The organism is Pseudomonas sp. Irchel s3b2 (genome assembly GCF_900187445.1).
GTDB lineage: Bacteria > Pseudomonadota > Gammaproteobacteria > Pseudomonadales > Pseudomonadaceae > Aquipseudomonas.
Window position 1 is genome coordinate 466,161 of the sequence record NZ_FYEB01000001.1, and the last position, 20,927, is coordinate 487,087.

The following is a 20,927-nucleotide window of genomic DNA, read 5'->3' on the forward strand; positions in this document are numbered from 1 at the left end:
ACGGTTTGGGCCAACTGATGGCCCTGACCAACCGCTGGCTGCCCGGGGCCGAGCCCTCGATCGAGAATATGGGCACGGCCAAGTGGCTGGAAGACGAACACTGGAAACGCATGGAAATCGCCGTGGCTAACGGCATCGCCCATGCACTGAACGGATAAATACACATGGCTGACCGTGCTGCCCGCCTGGCCTTCATCTTGAGTCTGACCGACAAGGTCACCGCGCCCCTGGGCAAGGTGAAAATGGGTTTTTCCGACCTTGCCGAGCAAAGCGAAAAAAACATCAAGACGATGGGCTTGGGGTTGGGCGGCATGGTCGGTGCCGGTGTAGCGATCACCCAGTCTTTGGCGCCTGCCCTGGAGATGAATCGCGCCTTGGGCGAGGTCAAATCCTTGGGCGTGGCGGAGGATGCCCTGACCGCGCTCAATCAAAAGGCGTTGGAGTTTTCCGTCGACTACGCCGCCAATGCCCGGGATTTTGTGGCGTCAGCGGCGACGATCGACGGTGCGATCAAAGGGTTGACCGCCAGCCAGCTGACCTCGATCACCAACACCAGCAACGTGCTGGCCAAAGCGACCAAGGCAGATGCGGAAACCACCAGCGCCTACGTGGGCACCATGTACAACCTGTTCAAGGGCCAGGCGGACGCCTTCGGCAAGACCGAATGGATCGAAACGCTGGGCGGGCAGACCGCGCTGGCGGTGAAGCTTTTTCGCACCGATGGCGCGCAGTTGAAGGACGCTTTCAAGGAAGTCGGCTCGATCGCGACCACGGCGGGTGTGGACCTGGCCGAGCAGTTCGCGGTGATCGGCTCGCTCAGTAGCACCATGGAGGGCGGGGACGCCGGCGGGATATACAAATCATTCTTCGAGAACATCGGCAGCGCCTCGGAAAAGCTGGGGATGAAGTTCGTCGACCAGAACGGCAAATTGCTGCCGATGCTCGACATCCTCGGCAAGCTGGAGGGCAAGTTCGGTGATCTGAACAGTGCCAGCGCCGGCACCAAGCTGATTGAGGCCTTCGGCGGCGAGGGCGCGCGCGTGATCACCGCACTGGCCAAGGACACCGATCGCCTGCGCATTGGCATGGACCAGCTGGGCAAGATTCGCGGACTGGAAAGCGCCGAGCAGATGGCGAAGGCCATGGTGGATCCTTGGGCGCAATGGACGTCCCTGGTGGAAAGCATGCGCGCCCTGTTTGGTCAGGTGCTGATTCCTGTGCTGGCTCCATTCATGGAAAAGATGGTGGCGATCGGCAAGACGCTGATGCGCTGGGTAACCCTCTTTCCCAACATCACCCGCGTGATCGGCATCACCACGCTGACCATCTTCGGCATCATCGCCGGCATGTCCCTGCTGACGCTGGCTGTTGGCATGTCAAAGATGGTTTGGCTGGGGATGTTGACCGTCTGGAAACTCCTTACCTGGACCGGTTTCCGCAGCATTGCCATGTTCCTTTATCACACCGTCATGACGATCGCCTTTGTTGCCGGCCTGGTCCTGATGTACAGCTGGATGGGCCTGGTCAAGGTCGGGATGCTGGCTTGGCAAGCCGCTATCTGGCTCGTGAATGGAGCGCTTCTGGCCAACCCAATCACCTGGATCGTTATCGGGATTGTGGCTTTGGTCGCGGCGGTGGTCGCTGCCGTCTACTACTGGGACGAGTGGACCTCGGCACTGCTCAGCAGTGACGCCTTCAAGTGGGTCAGCGACCAGTTCAAAACGCTGTCCGACTGGTTCAACTCCATGGGCGGCTGGTCAGCCATGGCCAAAGGCGCCTGGGACAGCATCGTTGGTGTCTTTTACAAGGCCATCAACAGCCTGATCGAGATGATCAACAGCATCCCGGGCGTGAACATCGAGGCACGTTTTGGCGGCATGCCAGAAGTGCCAGGTGTCGACGCGGCGGTAAACGCGGCCAACACCGCCAGCGCCGCGCAGAAAGCCCAGCAGACCATCAACGCGGCGATTCCAAGCCTGTCCCCCAGTCGGCCTTCTGCCGTGCCTCAGGGTGGCTTATTGACCAGCATCCAGAACACCCAGAACCAGAACAAGGGCACCCATGTGGAGAAAATTGAGATCCACAACAGCAAGCCTATGAGCCCGCTTGAGCTGGAAAACTTGATGAGCATGGCGGTGGGTGGATGAGCCTCTACATCGATCTGCTGATCACCGGCAATGACCTCACGCTGGACCCTTCGAGCCAGCCGCTGTTGATTGACGATCGGGCCAGCATTGCCCAGGACATTGCCCATATGATCCGCGAAAGCGGTCTGCTGGTGTCTTTGGTGGCCGAGCGCGATCGCTTTCAGCAAGCCGACTGCATCCAGCAAATGGAACTGCTGGTGGAGGCAGACGAGCGCCTGGTACCCGGTACAGCCCGCATCATCAATCAGGGCTCAGGTCAGTACCTGGTTACCGCAAAAACCGTTGCATTTGGATCTGTCGAGGTAGTTTTGTGAGTGACGTCGATTTCAAACAGGCGCTCAACGACGCCGGCATCCCGACCACCGAAGCCAAGCTGCGCCAGGCCTGGGAAAGTGAGGTGGCTGCCCAGGGCAGCAAGCTGAGCAACACCAGCGCCTGGTCGCCGTTCTGGCGGGTGATCACCGCCCTGGTGACCAAGCCGGTCATGTGGCTGATCGAGTTTATTGCCGGCACCGTGTTGCCGAACTTCTTCGTGAAAACGGCGACTGGCCAGTGGCTGGACATGCTGGCCTGGGCGGTCGACGTCACTCGCAAGCCCTCGACAAAGGCCGAAGGGCTGCTGCTGTTTACCAGGAGCACCAGTGCAGGCGTTTTAGAAGTGCCTGCCGGCACCCGTGTGCAATCGATCGCCATTAACGGCAACGTCTATGTGTTGCTGACCACGGCTAAAGCGACCTTTGCCGACGGTCAAACCCAGATACTGGTGCCCGCCCAAGCGATAGAAGCCGGCAGCGGTTTCAACCTGGCCCCGGGTTACTTCTCGATCCTGCCGGAACCCGTACCGGGCGTCATCATGGCGGTGAACTCCGACGGTTGGCTGACCCAACCCGGTGCCGACGTCGAGCTGGACGATGAGCTGCGCCTGCGGGTGCGCAACCAGTTTTCTGCAGTCAACCAGTGGCACACCGACGCCGTGTATCGCGCCATGATTTCGTCTTTTCCAGGCGTGCAAGCCGATGGCATCTATTTCGAGCATAACGCGCCTCGAGGACCAGGCAGTGCCAACGCCTATCTGCTGTTCGAGGCCAATTCGCCGGCGGACACCTACCTGGCCGAAATCAACACCTACATCCGCGACCAGGGCAACCACGGCCACGGCGATGACCTGCTGGTTCTGGAGATGCCCCCGACCCTGCACACCGTGGTGTTGAACGTCTGGCCAAAAGCCGAAGTCGGAGCCGAACGTTACCCCGCGCTTAAAGCAGACATTGAGCTGTTCGTGCGGGCGGCGTTTCGCGAGAGCACTGACAGCGACTACCAGCCAACGCCCACATACCCCCAGTCGCGGTTTTCCTTTAGCCGTCTGGGCGAAGAACTGCACCAACAGTTCCCAGGCATCGATTCCCTCGACTTCGCCAACGTCGACATCGTTTCTCTGCTGACTATTCCGCGTCTGTTGGGCGTTGAGGTTGCGCTGAATGCTTAAGCTCAGCCTGCCGTTTTGGCTCGATGGCCCCGAACTGGCCAAGCTCAAAGCGGCCGCCCAGGTGTGGTGGGAAAAGGTCACGGATTGGCTGCGCTGGCCGCTGCTGCAGCTGGATGCCGAGACCTGCCACCTGAGCGTTCTGGACATGCTCGCTTGGCAACGGGACATCACTCGTTTTCGAGGTGAGCAGGAAGACCTGTACCGGATCCGGGTCAAGTACGCCTTTATCAACGCGGTCGACGGCGGTTCGACGTCGGGGCTCAAACGCATCTTTGAGCGCCTGGGCGTGGGCTATGTCGAGATCAAGGAGCGCATAGCAGGGCGCGACTGGGACGTGATCGAGCTGCACCTGACCGAATCCCAACTGAGCAAAAACCCTGAGCTGTTGCGCGTGCTGGCTCAACAGTACGGGCGCACCTGTCGCCGTTATGAGTTCGTCAGCATCACGCCGCTGTCGCTGCACCTGCAGTGCCTCGAGTTCAACGACGACCAGCAGACCTTTGGCGCCTCGATCCTGCCGCAAGACCTGACCGACATCGATGAACTGAACCGTTCCGTGGCCCGTGCGTACTACTTCACCCACGTTGAACTAGCCGAATTCCTGGGAACCCTATGAGCGATCTGACCGAGCTGCAAGCCGCCGAAATTGCCAAGCTACAAGCCCTTGGGGCGGCCTGGCACCTTTTCCACCATGGTGCCAAGACTGACCGGGTTACCACGGACGCGGGCGACATTCCAACGCTGTCGGGCCTGGCCGACGTCGTATTCGAGGCCATGGGCGGTGTGCTGCTACCCATAGTCCAAACCATTGAGGCGGCCGGAGCGGCGTTGGCCCTGGACATTGAAACCACCCGCCGAGTGTCGGCTTTCGACATCACCCTGACCGCCCCCCTGTGCGTGTTGAGCTTGCTCAATGAGCAAGTGCCGGCGGGCTTTCAGTCGGCCATCACCCTGACCCTGCGACAGGGCACCGGGGCCAACAAAGTCACCTGGCCCAGCAACGTCATGTGGCAATTCAACCGCCCGCCGGTGCTGGCGTATGCACCTGGTGCGTTTGACATGGTTACGTTGGTGTCGGACCCGGTGACCAACAAGTGGCGCGGTATGGTGGACGGGGGCTGGTTCAATGTTTAACACCGCCCTGAACAGCCGGCCCTTGATCAGCGGCAGAGCCTCCGGCGTGGCCAACGCCATGTCCATGATTGAGGGACACCACCGTTTCCTGGTGAAGAACACCGGGGATACCACTGACGCCACGGTGCAGCACTTCATTCAAAACACCCAAGGCGTGCTGGCCAACAACCGGCATTTCATCGCGCACACGCAAATGGAATACCAGCCCAACGGTGACGGCACGACCGAAGGGCAGTCCCTGCACATCATCGGCTATGCCTATGCCTACCTGGCGACACAAAAGCCTGAGTACCTGGAGGCCGCACGCTGGCACTGGGACGCCTATGTAAGGCATTTCTACGCCGGTCAGTCGATCCCGGAGACGCCTTCGCGCTGGATCGCAAACTGGATTGTCAACGCGAAAGAGCCGGTGTTATCCAACTGGCCCATCGATCCCGTTGCGCCCACCCACAGCGGCTTCAAGGGCGTTCCCTTCACGTTTACCAACGGCTTCACCAAGATCCCGCATGGCGCGCCGCACTGGGGCGAGTACCTGGACAAGGCCACCTTTGCGTTTGATGGGAATCTGGCCTGGGACGCGATCAATGCCTCGGTCCAAGGGTTGAACCCGGACGGCTCCACCAACTGGAGCGTCGACGGCGTTCAGTACGATGTGGAATGGATCATTGCGTGGACCGGGCAGAAGATCGATTGGGACGGCAATGTCTTGTCTACCGGGCACGCCCAGTCCGAGTTCGGCTCTGTCCAGCTGAAAAGCACCACGCTGAATGGCTCGCACAAATTCAACTATGCCACCCGCCAACCGGTCGAGTTTGGCGGTCAGTACATTCCCCGCAACGCGGTGCAGCACAATCGCCCGCTGCAGGTGCCACTGCTTGGCAGCGTCAACCAGATGGGCAACGCGGCTGACGGTGAGGAGTGGTTTTCAGACGCCTGCTACCTGCTGTGGAAGATTACCGGCGAAGCCAACTACAAGAAGGCCCTGGACTCGTGCCTGTTCACCAACCACGAGTACACCCTGATCGACTCGCTGGATAAGTTCTTTCGGCAGTCAACCGAAGCGGCCACGCCGTTCACCGATGGCATTTCGTATGACTTCGTCTATCCCGACAGCGCGCAGGTCACCTATGGGCGGGATGCCAGCGGTTTTATTACGGCCCATTGCAGCGAAGCCGGGAGCGTTTCGCTGGAGCAGCAATCGATTTGGTTTCGCCTGAACCAGGCGTCGGGCATTCGCACCACGTTTGGCGGCTTGGGCGCCTCGAGCCAGCCGGTGGCTGCCCGCGTGGAAATCCTGATCAGCCTCGACAAGAACGAGGCGAACGGCAAAAAGTGGGGATTGGATCTGCCGGTGTCCTCGAGCATGGTGCCGGTCACTTTCGACACCCCATTGGGCAGCCTCTACCAGCTGGAAAAAGACGATGGTGCTGCGTATATCACGGCCAATGCCTCGGCTGTGACGGATTACGGCGGATTGACCTACTCGCAGCAGCTCGAAACGGATGTGCTGGGCAGCCGAAGCTGCCACACGATCAAGGCCTTTTTCCCGAATGATGACGCGGGATTCATTGTCGGCAACTGGTCCAGCGACACGGGGCGCGCGCCCATTACCTCGATCACCTACAAGTCGAATGGCGAAACGGATCTGCGCTTTGAGGACGCGAACGGTTGGCGTTGGTACTGGATCCTGGAGAACACGGCGAACGCCTGGGTCACCAAACCCCTGCTGCCGGGTGACCTGGTGCTGTCCGGCTACCAGCCGAATCATCCCAGCGATCCGAACCCCGATGCACCGGTCTCCACCGATATCGATCAGTTCACCATCATTCTCGAGAACAGTTCTGACACTAACGTGAGCTGGACCTATGCCTACGTGAACGACGTGCCGCCGCTCTACACACTGGATGACGGCTACACGCTCAACTATCGCGTCAGCCTCTCCTGTTCCGAAGCGTTCAATGCCGTCCTGGGCGACTGCACCGTGACTGGCTTCCGCGACGATTCCCTGGCCTACACGCCGGGCCTTATTCCCTTCTCAAATATTTATGAAGAGGGCTCTTATCAAATCGGCGCGTGGCACGGCATGCCGTACCCCGGGTACCAGTACCCATTTATCTATTGCCTGGAGTCAGAGAAGTATTCCCGACACTTAAACAACATGATCGAGTTTCTGTACGACTCGCAGCAGTGGTACTACGCCAAGTTCGGCGAGCTTGGTCCTGGTGCAAGCGCGTATGTCTGGAACCGTTGGGATAACTACAAATACGGCACGCCCGACACTTTCACTATGTATCACTGGGGCACCGGCACCGCTTGGTCCGGTTATCAGCCGCGAGCCTTCCAGGGCGCCTGCCGCGCCTGGCAAGAGCTTGTGCAGCAAGGTCAGCCAGTGCCCGTGAAGTTGAAGGTCTATGTGGAAAACTGGATCGGATGGCTTGCCGACTTCGTGAACGCGCATAACGGCGTACTGCCGACCGACTTCCCAATGACCAGCCTGCCGGCACCCGATCCCAACGACTTTACCGGGCACATGACCGGGCTGTGGCTCGCCGGGGCATGCATGGCAGCCATGGCCGGTTGCCAACACCCGAAGTTGGATCAGCTAATCGAAGCCTGTGTGACCGAACTGCAAAACAACTACGTGGTGACTCCCGTCCCTGGGCAACCAATGAATGGTGCCTGGAGCCCTGCAGTTCGCCTGGGGTCCGATAACGGCATGTTCTTCGGGTTTTGGGCCGGCGAAATCATGCGCGGCCTCTCCATGTACATCTTGCTCAAAGAGTTAGGACCAGGTGCAAGCATCTTTGCCCGCCAGCCACTCGTTTAAGAATTACTGAACAGGTAGAACCAATGTCTTCAAACATCACGATCGCTGGCGAAAACCTCATTGCACGCAAACAGGGTGAACAGAAAGCCCTGGACGTAACGCGCTTTGTCTTTGCCCTGGTTCCCGGCCTCGATCCTGGAAGCGCAGTTGATCGCGCTTCAGTCCGGCCGCCGGCGGCGCAGATCGTCCACACCGCGGCTGTCCTGCGCGCCGGCTATGTCACCCCCAATCAGGTGGTTTACAGCGTCATGCTGGGCTCAGATGTGGGGGATTGGGATTTCAATTGGGTAGGCCTGGAGACTGCCGAGAACGTTTTGCTCGCCGTGGCGTATGTGCCAGTGCAGCAGAAGCGCAAGAACAAGCCTCCGCTGCAGATTGGCAACAACCTGACCCGCAACTTCATGGTGGCGTTCAGCGGTGCCCAGGCCATGACTGGGGTGACAATCGACGCCAGCACCTGGCAACACGATTTCACCGTACGGCTCGCCGGCATCGATGAGCGCGAGCGTTTGAGCAATCGCGATATCTTCGGCAGAGCGCGCTTTTTTGGCAGCTCGCTGCAGCTGGTGAAAACCGGCAGCAGCTACCAACTCAAGCCAGGTGTTGCCTATGTCGAGGGCATTCGCGTCGTGCTGAACGCCCCCTCTGTGGTGAACGTGGCCAGTGTGCCTTCCAAAGCCTGGTTGGAGGTTTCGCTACAGCGCCAGGGCAGCGAGGTGATCGCCAGTTGGCAAGTGGTGTTTGGCCCGAACTTCGTCGACAAAACCGACAGTGCCGGCGCCCGTCATTATTTCGTGGCCATCGCGGATCTGCCGAACTCCAACACCGTGACCGACCTGCGCCCCGCTCAGGAAATCGACGGCGCCTTGATTGACTATCTAGCCGCTCGCAATGGCGATTACGAAAACCTGCGAGCCCGGGCTACGACGAAAGAAGACGTCGATCTGGGGAATCTGCCTAACGCCAAAAGCGACGACCCAGCAAGCAACAGCAGCGAAGTCCTGGCCACCACCAAGGCGCTGCAATCGCTCAAAAATCTGATGGAAGATGCCCAGGTTGGCATTGTCGGGCTGTTCGCATTGAGTGCACCGCCGGCTGGCTGGCTCAAGGCAAACGGCGCTGCCGTCTCCCGCACGACCTTTGCCCGGCTGTTCGCCAAGATTGGCACCACCCATGGCGCCGGTGATGGGGTAACCACCTTCAACCTGCCTGACCCGCGTGGCCGATTCCCTCGGTTCTTGGATGATGGCCGGGGCATCGACCCGGGCCGACTGGTCGGCAGCCATCAAGGCGAGGCGATCCAGAGCCATGCCCACACAGGTACCGCCAGCTACGGCGGAAGCCACAACCACCCCGCCTGGACAGACGCCCAGGGCGAGCATACCCACACCGTTAGCGGTAGCACCCGCAATTCCCCTTACAGTGGGTATGCCGGTGAGATTGGCAATACGACTGACGGCTCGAGCTTCACCACCAATGCTGCCGGTAACCACGGGCATAACGTCGGGATTGGCAACGCCGGCGACCATTCCCACGGCATCACGATCAACCCGGCAGGAGGCCCGGAGACGCGGCCCACCAACACCGCGTTTCTCGCCTGCATCAAGTATTGAGAGCTGCTTATGACTTCTAAAACCGTCTATCAAACCGATCACCAAGGGATGTACACCGGTGAAACCTTCGCCGATCCGTGCCCCCTTGAACCCGATGTTTGGCTGATCCCCGGGGGTTGCGTGGAAATCGCCCCTCCGACGATTCCAGCCCACAAAGCTGCGCGCTGGAACGGTAGCGCTTGGGCGCTGATCGAGTCCTACCAGGGCGAAACCGTGTACCACAAGACAACGTGCCAGCCGCTGCTGGTGGATCGGCCAGGTCCGCTGCCAGAGGGCTATACCCTGGCCGTGCCAGGTGATCATCAGGTCTGGAGCCAGGGCCAGTGGGTGGACGATGTGCCAGCGCAACTGCAGCTCCGCTACGCCGAGCAGTTACGGGCGGTCAACGCCGCATGCGAGCAGGAGATTGTCGCGGGATTTGTCTGCGATGCCCTGGGCGAAACCTACTTTTACGACAGCGCCCTGGTGGATCAGATCAACCTCAACAGCCAGTTGCTGTCCGGTGCCGGCGGCCTGGTGGCGTGCCGTGATACCGACAACGTGAAAGCCTATCGCGAACACACTGCCGAACAGCTGCACCTGGTCAGCGATGCCTTCAACGAGCACCGGCTGGCTCGTTTGCAGAAGGCACTGGTGATCAAGCAGCAGATGGATCAGGCATTGCTCGCCAGCGACTTCGGCGCGCTCGAGGCCGTGAGCTGGGAGGCCGTCGAAGCATGAGCTGGGCGCCTGTAACTATGCGTTGGCCAGAGCAATCCACTCAGTGGATGGGCGAGCTGGGCGCGGCCAAAGATCTGGCAAACGGTGAAATGGTAAGTACGGCGTTGCGCTTGGCCGAGCTTGACGGGTTGGCCACCACCTCACCTGGGCCGGTAGGTGCTGCCGCTCAGAACGCGGTCGCAGCCGGACGAGCTGCATTATCGGATGCCTTGGGTGAGGTACCGGCTTGCCTGGTGGTCACTCCGTTTCAAAGCGGTGTCGGGCAGGGCAGCGGGAATCAGCGGTATCTCTCCGCCCCCAATCTGCTCCGACACTTGAGCACCAAGCTCAAGGATACCCACGACGCGGCACGGCCAACGGGCCAGCAATACGCCCTAGTGATTTTGTTCCTGGGCATGCGCTATGACCAGTTCGCCGCTACCTTGTCGCGCTTCAACGCGCTGTTACCAATTCCGGATCTGCAGCGGGCTGAGCGTCGAGCTCAACGGCTGTTCGATCTGGAGACGGAAAAGTGGGTATTGCCGTCCGCCGGCATGCGCCCCAGTTGGGGGCAGATGCCTCTGCAGCGCTGCACCGTGACCAAGGCAGCGGGGCAGGCTTTAGCAGGCCAGCTGTCTGCTCTGGAAGGCTATATGGCAGACAGTTCGCCCATGGCCGAATTGGCCGCGCTGGCACAGCGCAAGGCGACGCAGGCGCAAGCTCGTGATCAGAAGCTGGCCGAGCTGCAGGCGCTTCTGGCCGACAATCCAGCCGACACCACCATCCTGTGCCGGCAGATCGGCCCGGGTGACCTCAACGAGCTGAGCGCGCAGATGCTCGAGGGCCAAGCCCCGGGCCATGAATGGGGCGTGTCTGCCGGTGTGGTGCTGGTCGGTTCGCTCAAAGGGTTGAGTTTTGTGCGGGAGTTGGTGGGCCTATGACCTTGTTACTCGACGGTGCAAAGGTGCAAGGCACTAACCAGAAAGTTACCGCCAGCCTGCGCATTGAAAGCGATGACCTCTCTGGGCAAACCAGCAACAGCGACACCGCACACAAAGGGTTCAAGCCCAAAACGCTCACCGTCTCCCTGTTGATTCGCTTTCGTGATGAGTCGCAGCTGCGCGACCTGATGCGTCTGGCGGAAGCCACCGAGTCAGGTGGACAGCTCAAGACGTACCGGATCGTCAACGACACTGCTGCAGCGTTTGGCGTTCGTCAGGTGCAATTTTCGGATGGAGTCAGTGCGCGTGAAGACGACGTGCTTTGCGCCTGGCGGATTCAGTTCACTTTGGCAGAGAAGCTTTCCAACCCCGAGCGAGTCGAAACGCGCCGCGCCGGCAAAGCCGTGGCCCAACAATCCGCACCCGGGCAGGCCGTGGCGACTGCCGGGGCCGGTGGCGCCGATTCCACCGAACAGCCCACGGCGCTGACCGGCTTTGAAGCCACCCTGAAAAAACTGGACTCCTACCTGGGGAACAGCTCATGAGCATGAAGCTGCACAAGGTGCTGACGATCGGTGGGATTCCATACGTCCTGGTAAAGGATGACGTTCGCCTGGAGATCAAAAGTCCCGGGCGTGCGACGTTCACCATCCAGGCGCTGGGACCGGTGAAAGGCTTGGCGACGCTCGATGTTGGCTATAACGACAGCCCCCTGCAGCGCCACTTCATCGGCTACGTGGAGCGCTGTACCTCCGCCAACAAAGTCGAACAGGTGCTGTATTGCCGGGAGCTTGCAGCAATCCTGGCCAACCCACTGCCGTTGAACCTGCGCCATGCGGATCTGCCCACCGTCCTGGGCGAGATCAGCGCAAAAACCGGGCTGAGCTTTCGGATACCGGACAAGGCCTATGCAAAGGTGAAAGCCCCGTTTTTCTACAGCCTGGCCGCCGGGTATCAGGCGATGGATAGCTTGGCGAAGGTGTACGGCATTCCCGACTTTATCTGGCAGCAGCAAGGCGATGGCGAGGTGTTCGCCGGCAGCTGGGCCGATAGCTTTTTCGGCAGCCGATCGCCGCTGCAACTGCCGATCGAGCTCTTCAACGATTACCAGGGCAACCAGAGCGCGATGATTGCAGCGCTGCCTGGACTACGACCTGGTGCAACTATCAACCAAGGCGAGCGGATCACCCATGTGACCCTTACCGGTAATCAAATGGTGATCCGATGGAAGACGCAATTAGACGCAGCGTAGAGCGGCAGTTTCCCGAGCTTACGGGCGGTTACCACCTGCCGCGCTTCGCTCGTGTCGTTGGTGTGGCCGATGCCCCAGCAGGCGCGGGGATCTGCGACGATTTCCGTCCACGATTCGCCGTGGACATCGAGGTATTGGGCCCCGACGGCGAACCAGATCCTGAATTGCCACCGTTGGCCGGTGTACCGCTGCCCATGCCCATCGGTGGTGATGAAATGGGCTTTTTCGCCTTTCCCGAGGAAGGCACCACCGTGGTGGTCTGCTTTGCTTATGGCTTACCGCACAAGCCGTACATCCAGACGATCCTGCCGCACGGCCTGAGCCTGCCCCGGGTTCCCAAGGGCGACCAGGTGTGGCAGCACAGCGAAGCGAGTCAGCAGCGCGTCGATGCTGACGGCAACTGGCTACGCCAGACTGACGGCAAGATCCAGGACAAGGCGATCGAGCGCGAAGTCGAAGTCCTGGATAACACCGAGCGCTTCCAGACCCACGCCAGGATGGTAGACGATCATTCGACCGAATCAGTGGGGGGGATCAAGAAGATCGAAGCGCTGGGCGCGCTCAAGCTGCTGTCGGGTGGCTCCGCGACGCTAGCGGCTGTTGACGATCTGCACCAGGCCACCGGCCGCGATTTCAACCTGGTGGTTGGGCAGAAGCACAATGCAATGGTGGGTGGCGATATGAAGGAACGGATCGAAGGTATGCGCAAGAGCGTGGCGGGGGCCGGCCAGTGGCTGGAGTCGCCGAAAAACTGGATCGGTTCCGAGAGCGTGAACTTGTTTCAGGTGGTGTGTGATTTGCTCGACCTGGTGCAGCAGATGAATACGCAGTTGGCAGCCCACACTCATGTTCCGGGGCCAATGCCCAGTCCTACAGACGCTGCGGCATTTACGGAAAATGCAGCGAAAGCCATCCTGCAGGGGACACAGCTAAAAGCCGTCACCGTTTAACGGATACATTCCAGACGAAGAAAACACGCCAATTTGCGGGGTATTTGGCACTGGATATGGGATCTAACACCCGTATTTACTCACAATGCCAAACACGCCGCTAAGCGGTGCCAAATCCACCGCCTCCTTACAACGAGACAGAAAGTTTCTACCTATAAGTTCTGAGGGGTAGCGAGCTGTTCGAATTCGTCGATAAGCAAATGTATTTGTGTACTAGGATTAGGATCGCCGCTTTTTAGTACATCTGCCATTACTCGAGGGGCGTTTTTTCGAGCTTCGTTAAATGGGGCACCTAGAAGCTTTTTGAAATAGCCTGCTGCTCCGGATTTTTGGTAATTTTCCATCCCAGGCTTCTCCTTCAGATCTATCGATACAAGGTCGCCGGGGGAGTTTCTACCTGCACGCGCAAATGGTTTGCGCGAATACCCAAAGTGCAACAGTAGCCAAAACTCAAAGCATGGATATGAAGCAATTACCGTAATTTTCGGATGTTTGCCAGCTAACCGCAGGGCATCTTCGAAGCTTTCGTGGCTATCTCTATCAAAAGCGCAAAACACCTTGTCAAATTTATTCTGTCTTTCTATCGCGTGCTCCACTATTCCTTGTGGGTGCGTAACTCCACAGTGCGCAATTTCAACTTTTGCATTAGCTCGAAAGTGGATCGCCGCATCTTCCAGATACGATTTTCCTGACTTTAAATCCTCACACAAGACTAATACCGTCGGTAGTTGTCGGAAGCGTGATTCTTTACGTCTAAACGAATCAGCGGTACGCGCCATACTTAGGACCTCCTGAGTATCGGAAGACCTCGGTATCTACCTTCGTAATAGCGTTTCTCAACATCCTCGCTATCCCTTCCTTGGAAGTCATGTACAGAAAACAACGTCGTAGCTCCGTAAGCGTCCCTCTCTGTAAGCCAAAATTGGTCTCGGCGAAGCATTTTCGTGTTCATGAGGTGTGTGTCATGAGTTGTAAAGATAAGTTGCGTACATGTGCCACTATCGATATGGCTTTCTACCAAGTTCTCCACGATTTTTGGGTGTAGACTACTGTCTAATTCATCTACAACAACAACCCCTTCGCCTTCCACACTACTGAGAAGAGTCCACGGCAACCAAAAGCCCATCAGGTTTTGTGTGCCGCCTGACTCTTCTTCGTAGTCAAATTCAGCTTCGCCAAGTAGGGTGGTGTGCGTTAATATCGTTTTAACTGACTGGGTCGCTTTCACGTGTTCTAAAAATTTAGTCGGTGTTTTGACTTTGAAAGCTTCTGTAGCTAAATTTTCGAAACGTATATCGGTTACAGGAACATCAACTTGTTGTAAAAAGTTTTTCAAATTGTCTTTGTAGCTCTGGTTGTGCATGAGCATCGACCTGGACAAAACTCCCCAGTTGCTCATTCCATCCTGTGCGATGCACACAGCTGAAGACCTAAACCACTTGAATGGGATCCTCAATTGATTCAAGTCTTCGCTACTATTCGCCACTGCTTGAGCTAGAAATAGCGACTTAGGGCTCGTGAGGTTTTTCCACGCGATGTGGACAACATCCCCACCCTCAAGCGCGCCTCCTAGAATGTATTTTTCACCTGTCGTCTCACTGTAGGTTCGAGAATATAAAAGCGTCTCTTTACCTCTTGGATAACTTATCAGTGTTTCTTCATGGATGCGATCGCTCGTAGCTGCCAGAATGAACTGATAGCGCATCCCATTAGCAATAAAGTGATATTCAAACCAACTAGGCTCGGCTCTTAGTTCAGGGTCAAACCGAAACGCGTGTAATGGTAGCGCTTCCCTCTCAACCATGGCGGGGTTAAAGAGGCTACAAACCATATTCATAGCCGAAACTAGACTGGATTTTCCCGACGCGTTTGGGCCGTAGATAGCAGCGACCTTAAGCAAATTAGGGAGGTCTTCCCCAAGTACTTTTGGTTTGAAGACGTTCCGTTTTTTCCCAAGTCTCGGAGCCGCGACCATTGAAAGGGTCTGCCTACCACGGAACGACTTGAAATTTCGCACCGAAAATTCGATCAACATGTAGAAAACCTGCAGCTAGATAAGGCTTGATGGACAAATATAGCCTTTTTTCCCTTCCAGCTGCAGATTTTTCGTCGTTAGTTGAAAGTGAGACCTTGATGGCAGTTTGGTGCGCATCAGTGACAAGGCGAGTGAATGACGATCATCAAAAATAGGGACCACAAGAAAAAACAACTGAAAAAAGCACTTATCCCCCTCCCGCCGACGGGCTTCGCGTCCGTTTTTTGTGCAAATTCCGATGTAGTGCAAACGAACCTGCGGCCCCTGCGCACCCTGGGGCTCCGCAGGCGATCGGCCATTTCACAGAGTGCAAAGTTTTGAAGAGAAATGCAGCGCGGTTGCACAGCGGCACGCGGGGCGGTCATGGAAGGGGTAGCGCTCGACCCTTAGGTTTCATTGGGCGAAAACTTTAAAAACGTGGGTTTCCGCGTGTTTTCAAAAACGCGCACGTTCTTTTTGAGACGATTATTGACTGCGTACGGCGAGAGGCTGAATTCCCGGCAAGCCATAGATGGCGGGAGCTGGGGAGGGTTTGATGGATTTCATTTCGCGAAACAGCCTTTTTTATGGGCGTTGTTCAACAGGGTCCTCATCACTCTCGACATCTACGAAAATGGTCCTGTCATGGACGACCTGGTTGACGGCCTCGAGGAGGAAGCTCTCCAAGCCGAGTTTTTGGAAGTTTCGGAATGCCATGTTGATGTAGCGAGACGCTTCGTCACGAGCATCAAGGTTCACATGTGAATCTTTACGGCTGTCCATGTGTTTGATGGCGTTTTTTGATGCATAGACGAATTTGAAGGCTTCTTTTTCATCGTACGCGATGTTCATTTTCTTGAGCGCTTGTCTGGCCCACTCTTTTAGCTCATCGGTGTGCGAAGGCGTGCCGCCATAGCGACATTGCTTGCCAGAAATTTCTTCTGCGGCTGCAGCCAGGTGCATAGCGGAATAGTGGTTGAGGTCGTGAACCCACAGAGTGGCCGCGGTATTCAGATACTCGATTGCAATGACGAGCTTGTGGGTTTCATTACTCACTAGATTTTCCCTCTGAGTCCCTTCATCGCGGGATCCGACTTCCTACAAAGCCCCGATGGCATGGAACCGAAAATACATGGCGTATGGCCATTTTCCCAGTACTACGTGGGGAAAAGGTAATTTAGGTAATGACCATGGGGAACCGGGCTGGAGCCCTTGTATTGCGTGGCTTTGAGCAATTACCTGAGAAGGTAATTTAGGGTAATTGAAAAGGTAATTTTTTTGTAAGTCGCTGATTTTAAAGGGTTTTTTAAGGTCGGGATCTAACCCTATCAAAAGGTAATCTGATTACTAGAAAATTACCCTATTATTACCTTTAACAATATGAGCTAACCCATTGATTTCTAAGGCTTCTGGAGGATCTGAAAAATCCAATTACCAAAATTACCTTTTTCCCATGGGTCAACATAAAACGGGGAGGGGGTAGGGCGGGGCTGGCCAGAAGCGTGAAGCACGAATTCTGAGTAACTGTCACTGAAACTGTCACCAGTCTCGCCTGACGCTACCTCGATACCGCTGGAGGCCTTGAAAATAGTGGAGCGGGTGAAGGGAATCGAACCCTCGTTATCAGCTTGGGAAGCTGGAGTAATGCCATTATACGACACCCGCTCAGAGCGGCTGACTTTGTACCAGATGTGCGCGTGAAAATGAAGTTTTTCTTTGCGCTCGATGGCTTTAGCACGGGTGAAACGAAAGCATCGACCGCGTAGCGGTCATTCGCGGGCAAGCCTCGCTCCTACATGCAGGGCGGGGCTTGCTCGCGATGACTCTGTTTCAGATTGCCAATGCATGGTGGTCCTGGACGTAGTGGTAACGCGGCCGGCTTTCGTGTTGCGCCGGTTTCAGGAAGCCCAGCAGTGCATTGCGGCTGTCTCGGCAGGCAGCTTTATGCTCCATGTCGAGAAAGTGGCCGGTGGCCTGCAGGGTGCTGAAGGTGCTGTGTTGCACGTGGCCGGCGAACAGCTTGGCATCGGCGGCGGCAGTGTACTCATCCCATTCGCCGTTCATGAACAGCACCGGCACGTTGATTTTTTTCGCCGCGTTCAGGTAGCACTGACGGTCGCTGTTGAGCACGTCGCTGATGTGAAAATGCATCTGCCCGTATTCATGTTCGGCCAACGAACTGACATGACGGTAGTTGAAGCGCTTGAACAGCGAAGGCAGGTGTTTGCCGATGGTGCTGTTCACCAAGTCACCGACCCGGCTACCGTCCCGGCTGCCGAGATAATCGACACCGCGCTCAAGGTAATCGAGCATGTGCTCGTTGACCACTGGCGAGAACGAGCTGATCACAGCCTTTTCGATGCGCCGTGGCTGTTGGGCGAGGGCGACGAGCGTGGCGGCTCCACCAAAGGAAAACGACAGCACGTGCTCGGCGGCGAAGTGGTCGATCAGCTCAAGGAGGATCTGCCCTTCGATTTCCTTGGTGAGCATCTTCTCATGCAGGTTGTGGGCCTTGGACTTGCCCGCGTAGGGCTGGTCGTAGCACACCACATTGAACTCTGGGTAAAGGTTTTTCACGGTCTGGGCAAACGACGCAGTCGTGGACATCGAGCCGTTGACCAGAATGATGGTCTTCTCTGCGGCGTCTGCGCGATAGAACTCCGTGTAGACCCGATACTGACCCTGTATATCCAGCACAGCGATTTCTGGCCTCATGACATAAGACTCCTGGCAAGCGGGTATGCGCGCAAATCAGATTGCACGAGCTTTGTGACAGGTAGGCATACGCCTGGAATTTTGAAGGCCCATGTCGATCCATTGCAGTCCGGTCGACGGGTATTGTTATAAGCGGGCAGTTTGCCGGGGGAAGGCGGAACCTGAGGGTTCTCTGCCGGCAAAAAGTTTCTTAGAGTAGTTTTGGTGACTCGTCGGTCACGTTTCGCGCCGACGTCCTGATTCAAGCAGCGGTCACGTCATCGCGCAAGTATCTTTCGCAAATTTTTCTACAACTTCTGCTGAGCGGTCATCCGCTTAGATCAATCGGATCTCTTCATTGCTCAATGGTCGGTACTCGCCGGGCTTCAATGCGTTGTCGAGCAGCAGTGGTCCCATGCGCTCGCGGTGCAGTCGCAACACCTTGTTGTCGAAGTGGCCGAACATCCGTTTGACCTGATGATAGCGGCCCTCGACGATGCTCAGGCGCGCCGATTTTGCCCCGAGCACGACCAGTTCGGCAGGTTGTGTGGTGAGGTCTTCGAAGGCGAAATACAGCCCTTTGGCGAAGGTGATCGCGTATTCGGCAGTGATGTCCTGCTCGGTCTCGACGTAGTAGACCTTGGGCAGTTTGGTCTGCGGTTGGGTCAGGCGTCGCGACCAGCTGCCATCGTTGGTGATCAACATCAGGCCGGTGGTGTTGAAGTCCAGGCGACCGGCGATGTGCAGGTCTTCCTTGTCCGGCTCATCGATCAGGTCGAGCACCGTCGGATGTTGCGTGTCGCGGGTGGCACTGACGCAACCGGGTGGTTTGTGCAGCATGAAGTAGCGGGCCGGCTTGCCGACCTGTAGCACCTCATCGTCGACTTCCACGCGGCTGAACTCGAGCACCTCGGTGTGAGGGTCGCTGACGACTTCTCCGTCGACCCTGACGCGTTTTTCCACCAGCAACAGGCGTACCTGCTTACGGTTGAAGCGGGGCAGGTTGCTGAGGAAACGGTCAACGCGCATGGCTAGGGTTCGGTGGGAGGATTCGATGGGAGAGCGCCGCGCATCTTACGTGATCGGCCAAGCGGCTGCTTGCAACTGCATTTCGACCTGGGCGCAGGCCGGGCACAGGCAGGACTTGTCGCGCAGCTCGGCGGGCAACGCCTGGAGCAGCGCTGGATCGATGCTGACGCCGTAGCACCAGCAGGCACGATCGACGGTTCGCGGGTCAGCCAGGCTGCAGTCGTTGGAGGCGCCGCAGGCCGGGCAGAGGTCAGGTTTATTCATGAAGGAGCATTCGATTACGGCCGGTTTGCTTGGCCCGAGACCGCGCATGATCGGCCGGCAAGCACTCCTGCGCAAGCCGGCGACCCTGGAAATCAACGCCGATCTTGCAGATACGCACGCCACCCGCCCAAATGACTGATATCCACCGCCCCCTCCAGTCCATAAGGTTCGCAGATAAACCCGCTCTCCCAGCGCCCATCTGCCAATTGCACCTTGCCCAACCCCAGCGGCGCCGGAATCCCGGTCAGGAACGAACCCAACTCACTGCTTGGCAACTCCCACACTTCCACCGCAATCGCCACGCCACCTTCTTTCACGCGGACCATGCCAGGGCGATGGGGTGGGCCGCCAGCCAGGGCATGCAGCTGATAGTCGGGGGAACTGTGAGTGGCTTCGAGCAAACGGGCTCCACGCTGCTTGAGTTGCCAGTTCAGCGCCAGCCCATCCAGGTGCGCGCCGCAGACCACCAGCCGTGCGCGATCATTGTGCGCAACATGGGTCGGCGCAGGCGCGGCCAACCCTTGCTGGCGTTGCAAGGCATCCGCCACGCTCAACAGATACTGATCGGTAAACGCCCGGCCGAACAACGTCACGCCCCATGGCAAACCGTTGCCCATGAATCCGCTGGGCACGGCGACGGCGGCGTAATCGAGCAGGTTCATGAAATTGGTGTAGTAGCCCAGTTCCGAGTTGCGCAGCACCGGTTCGGCCGCAAGCTCCGCCAGAGTCACCGGGCGGCCGATGGTTGGCGTGACCACGCAATCAAGGCCTTCCAAAGCTTTGTCGCACAGCGCTTTCAAAGCCTGCAGACGGTATTGGGCGCGGAAGGTTTGCACGCCGGTCACCGCTGGGGCCTTGGCCAACACGGCGCGAATCACCGGCAGCACGGCTTGGGGATGTTGCTCCATCAATTCGCCGGCCACGCTGTAACGCTCCGCCACCCACGGCCCTTCGTAGAGCAACCGCGCCGCTTCGAGAAAAGGCGACAAATCCAGTTCGACCGCTTCGCCGCCCAAGGCTTTGAGCTGGTCGATGGCGTCGCCGAACAGCAACGGGCCTTCAGGACAGCCGAAGAACGCCAGATCCTGCGCACGGGGTACGCCGAAACGGAATGGACGCGGTGTGCCGAAGGCCGAACCGTCATTCCACAGCGGATTACTGCGGCTGTATTCGTCCCATGGATCGAGATGAGCAGTGAGCGCGAGCAACTGACTGGCTTCCCGGGCCGTGGCCGTGAAGGTCGTGACGCAATCGAGCGTTCGACAGGCCGGAACTACACCGGCAGTGGAGATCAGCCCTTTGCTGGCTTTCAAACCGACCAGATTATTCAATGCCGCCGGCACGCGACCGGAGCCTGCCGTGTCCGTGCCCAGGGAAAAACTCGCCACGCCGAGAGCCACCGCCAGTGACGACCCGGCGCTGGAACCGCCCGACGGATATTCCGGCAACACGCTGTTCGGGCACGCGCCATACGGCGAGCGGCTGCCATTGAGGCCAGTGGCGAACTGGTCGAGATTGGTCTTGCCCAACGGAATCGCACCCAGCGCCAGCAGTTGCTCGACGACGGTTGCCGAGCGTTCCGGCACATAGGCAAACGCCGGGCACGCCGCCGTGGTGGGAATGCCCGCCAGGTCGATGTTGTCCTTGATCGCGAACGGCACGCCGTACAGCGGCAGGCTGCCTGGGTCACGACCCTCGAGTGCGGCGAGGTACGGTTCCAGTTCCTCGGCACTGAGCAAATGGATGAACAGGTGATAGTCCGGGTTCAGTGCCGCAGCTTTTTCCCGCAGGCTCAGCAGCAGTTGCCGAGGCGTAGTGCTGCCGTCACGGTAAGCGTTGCGCAGGGCGTCGAGTTGCAGATTGATGTTCATGGCGAT

The 20,927-nt window shown here is 58.0% G+C and carries 20 protein-coding genes and 1 tRNA gene; 13 read left to right on the top strand and 8 right to left on the bottom strand.

Annotated elements, in window-relative coordinates; translation table 11 throughout:
* Positions 1-17: 17 nt before the first annotated feature.
* The 13 genes from CKW20_RS29485 to CKW20_RS02270 are packed head-to-tail and all read left to right on the top strand — an operon-like array spanning position 18 to position 13,049.
* Positions 18-158 carry a hypothetical protein gene (locus tag CKW20_RS29485; protein WP_176466844.1) on the top strand — a complete coding sequence of 47 codons (141 nt, stop codon included), beginning with the start codon at positions 18-20 and terminating at the stop codon, positions 156-158.
* Between the two features lie 6 nt (positions 159-164).
* A complete protein-coding gene (locus tag CKW20_RS02215) occupies positions 165-2,147 on the top strand; it encodes a phage tail tape measure protein (protein WP_095051471.1) in 1,983 nt (660 codons plus the stop codon).
* Positions 2,144-2,461, top strand: a complete 318-nt coding sequence (locus tag CKW20_RS02220) for a DUF2590 family protein (RefSeq protein WP_095051472.1) — start codon at positions 2,144-2,146, stop codon at positions 2,459-2,461. The genes CKW20_RS02215 and CKW20_RS02220 overlap by 4 nt, the downstream gene beginning before the upstream one ends.
* Entirely contained in the window at positions 2,458-3,633 is a 1,176-nt protein-coding gene (locus CKW20_RS02225) for a baseplate J/gp47 family protein (protein ID WP_095051473.1), read from the top strand. The genes CKW20_RS02220 and CKW20_RS02225 overlap by 4 nt, the downstream gene beginning before the upstream one ends.
* Positions 3,626-4,249, top strand: a complete 624-nt coding sequence (locus tag CKW20_RS02230; RefSeq protein ID WP_095051474.1) for a phage tail protein — start codon at positions 3,626-3,628, stop codon at positions 4,247-4,249. Before CKW20_RS02225 ends, CKW20_RS02230 begins: the two co-directional genes overlap by 8 nt.
* Positions 4,246-4,767, top strand: coding sequence for a hypothetical protein (locus tag CKW20_RS02235; RefSeq protein ID WP_095051475.1), 522 nt, complete (start codon positions 4,246-4,248; stop codon positions 4,765-4,767). The genes CKW20_RS02230 and CKW20_RS02235 overlap by 4 nt, the downstream gene beginning before the upstream one ends.
* Positions 4,760-7,594 (top strand): phage tail protein, encoded by a 2,835-nt coding sequence (locus CKW20_RS02240; protein WP_095051476.1) that lies wholly within the window; start codon positions 4,760-4,762, stop codon positions 7,592-7,594. Before CKW20_RS02235 ends, CKW20_RS02240 begins: the two co-directional genes overlap by 8 nt.
* A gap of 23 nt (positions 7,595-7,617) precedes the next feature.
* On the top strand, positions 7,618-9,207 hold the full coding sequence (locus CKW20_RS02245) for a phage tail protein (protein ID WP_095051477.1): 1,590 nt from the start codon (positions 7,618-7,620) through the stop codon (positions 9,205-9,207).
* A gap of 9 nt (positions 9,208-9,216) precedes the next feature.
* Entirely contained in the window at positions 9,217-9,927 is a 711-nt protein-coding gene (locus CKW20_RS02250) for a phage tail protein (RefSeq protein ID WP_095051478.1), read from the top strand.
* The gene (locus CKW20_RS02255) at positions 9,924-10,847 is read left to right on the top strand and encodes a hypothetical protein (protein ID WP_095051479.1); all 924 of its coding nucleotides are present in this window, start codon (positions 9,924-9,926) and stop codon (positions 10,845-10,847) included. The genes CKW20_RS02250 and CKW20_RS02255 overlap by 4 nt, the downstream gene beginning before the upstream one ends.
* Entirely contained in the window at positions 10,844-11,392 is a 549-nt protein-coding gene (locus CKW20_RS02260; RefSeq protein WP_095051480.1) for a DNA-binding protein, read from the top strand. The genes CKW20_RS02255 and CKW20_RS02260 overlap by 4 nt, the downstream gene beginning before the upstream one ends.
* Entirely contained in the window at positions 11,389-12,099 is a 711-nt protein-coding gene (locus CKW20_RS02265) for a hypothetical protein (protein ID WP_095051481.1), read from the top strand. The genes CKW20_RS02260 and CKW20_RS02265 overlap by 4 nt, the downstream gene beginning before the upstream one ends.
* Positions 12,072-13,049 (top strand): hypothetical protein, encoded by a 978-nt coding sequence (locus CKW20_RS02270; protein WP_095051482.1) that lies wholly within the window; start codon positions 12,072-12,074, stop codon positions 13,047-13,049. The genes CKW20_RS02265 and CKW20_RS02270 overlap by 28 nt, the downstream gene beginning before the upstream one ends.
* A 152-nt stretch (positions 13,050-13,201) precedes the next feature.
* Here the strand turns inward: CKW20_RS02270 and CKW20_RS02275 are convergent, their stop codons facing one another.
* The 8 genes from CKW20_RS02275 to atzF form a co-directional block, all read right to left on the bottom strand.
* Positions 13,202-13,828, bottom strand: coding sequence for an RloB family protein (locus CKW20_RS02275; protein ID WP_095051483.1), 627 nt, complete (start codon positions 13,826-13,828; stop codon positions 13,202-13,204).
* Positions 13,829-13,830: 2 nt separating this feature from the next.
* Positions 13,831-15,084, bottom strand: coding sequence for an ATP/GTP-binding protein (locus CKW20_RS02280; RefSeq protein ID WP_095051484.1), 1,254 nt, complete (start codon positions 15,082-15,084; stop codon positions 13,831-13,833).
* A 564-nt stretch (positions 15,085-15,648) separates the two neighbouring features.
* On the bottom strand, positions 15,649-16,119 hold the full coding sequence (locus tag CKW20_RS02285) for a hypothetical protein (protein ID WP_095051485.1): 471 nt from the start codon (positions 16,117-16,119) through the stop codon (positions 15,649-15,651).
* 535 nt (positions 16,120-16,654) lie between these two features.
* Positions 16,655-16,728, bottom strand: a tRNA-Gly gene (locus tag CKW20_RS02290).
* A 165-nt stretch (positions 16,729-16,893) separates the two neighbouring features.
* Positions 16,894-17,778: an alpha/beta fold hydrolase gene (locus tag CKW20_RS02295; protein WP_095051486.1), complete on the bottom strand. Its 885-nt coding sequence runs from the start codon at positions 17,776-17,778 to the stop codon at positions 16,894-16,896.
* Positions 17,779-18,093: 315 nt separating this feature from the next.
* The gene (locus CKW20_RS02300; RefSeq protein ID WP_095051487.1) at positions 18,094-18,786 is read right to left on the bottom strand and encodes a pseudouridine synthase; all 693 of its coding nucleotides are present in this window, start codon (positions 18,784-18,786) and stop codon (positions 18,094-18,096) included.
* A gap of 45 nt (positions 18,787-18,831) precedes the next feature.
* Positions 18,832-19,050, bottom strand: a complete 219-nt coding sequence (locus CKW20_RS02305; protein ID WP_095052242.1) for a cysteine-rich CWC family protein — start codon at positions 19,048-19,050, stop codon at positions 18,832-18,834.
* 92 nt (positions 19,051-19,142) lie between these two features.
* Entirely contained in the window at positions 19,143-20,921 is a 1,779-nt protein-coding gene (atzF, locus tag CKW20_RS02310; protein WP_095051488.1) for an allophanate hydrolase, read from the bottom strand.
* Positions 20,922-20,927: the final 6 nt, after the last annotated feature.

What these genes read in the sequence shown, in the direction of transcription:
- CKW20_RS02270 (WP_095051482.1), top strand. Translation starts at nt 12,072, where the DNA reads ATGGAAGACGCAATTAGACGCAGCGTAGAGCGGCAGTTTCCCGAGCTT.
- CKW20_RS02260 (WP_095051480.1), top strand. Translation starts at nt 10,844, where the DNA reads ATGACCTTGTTACTCGACGGTGCAAAGGTGCAAGGCACTAACCAGAAA.
- CKW20_RS02235 (WP_095051475.1), top strand. Translation starts at nt 4,246, where the DNA reads ATGAGCGATCTGACCGAGCTGCAAGCCGCCGAAATTGCCAAGCTACAA.
- CKW20_RS02230 (WP_095051474.1), top strand. Translation starts at nt 3,626, where the DNA reads ATGCTTAAGCTCAGCCTGCCGTTTTGGCTCGATGGCCCCGAACTGGCC.
- CKW20_RS02245 (WP_095051477.1), top strand. Translation starts at nt 7,618, where the DNA reads ATGTCTTCAAACATCACGATCGCTGGCGAAAACCTCATTGCACGCAAA.
- CKW20_RS02215 (WP_095051471.1), top strand. Translation starts at nt 165, where the DNA reads ATGGCTGACCGTGCTGCCCGCCTGGCCTTCATCTTGAGTCTGACCGAC.
- CKW20_RS02240 (WP_095051476.1), top strand. Translation starts at nt 4,760, where the DNA reads ATGTTTAACACCGCCCTGAACAGCCGGCCCTTGATCAGCGGCAGAGCC.
- CKW20_RS29485 (WP_176466844.1), top strand. Translation starts at nt 18, where the DNA reads ATGGCCCTGACCAACCGCTGGCTGCCCGGGGCCGAGCCCTCGATCGAG.
- CKW20_RS02220 (WP_095051472.1), top strand. Translation starts at nt 2,144, where the DNA reads ATGAGCCTCTACATCGATCTGCTGATCACCGGCAATGACCTCACGCTG.
- CKW20_RS02305 (WP_095052242.1), bottom strand. Translation starts at nt 19,050, where the DNA reads ATGAATAAACCTGACCTCTGCCCGGCCTGCGGCGCCTCCAACGACTGC.
- CKW20_RS02255 (WP_095051479.1), top strand. Translation starts at nt 9,924, where the DNA reads ATGAGCTGGGCGCCTGTAACTATGCGTTGGCCAGAGCAATCCACTCAG.
- CKW20_RS02295 (WP_095051486.1), bottom strand. Translation starts at nt 17,778, where the DNA reads ATGAGGCCAGAAATCGCTGTGCTGGATATACAGGGTCAGTATCGGGTC.
- CKW20_RS02280 (WP_095051484.1), bottom strand. Translation starts at nt 15,084, where the DNA reads ATGTTGATCGAATTTTCGGTGCGAAATTTCAAGTCGTTCCGTGGTAGG.
- CKW20_RS02275 (WP_095051483.1), bottom strand. Translation starts at nt 13,828, where the DNA reads ATGGCGCGTACCGCTGATTCGTTTAGACGTAAAGAATCACGCTTCCGA.
- CKW20_RS02265 (WP_095051481.1), top strand. Translation starts at nt 11,389, where the DNA reads ATGAGCATGAAGCTGCACAAGGTGCTGACGATCGGTGGGATTCCATAC.
- atzF (WP_095051488.1), bottom strand. Translation starts at nt 20,921, where the DNA reads ATGAACATCAATCTGCAACTCGACGCCCTGCGCAACGCTTACCGTGAC.
- CKW20_RS02300 (WP_095051487.1), bottom strand. Translation starts at nt 18,786, where the DNA reads ATGCGCGTTGACCGTTTCCTCAGCAACCTGCCCCGCTTCAACCGTAAG.
- CKW20_RS02250 (WP_095051478.1), top strand. Translation starts at nt 9,217, where the DNA reads ATGACTTCTAAAACCGTCTATCAAACCGATCACCAAGGGATGTACACC.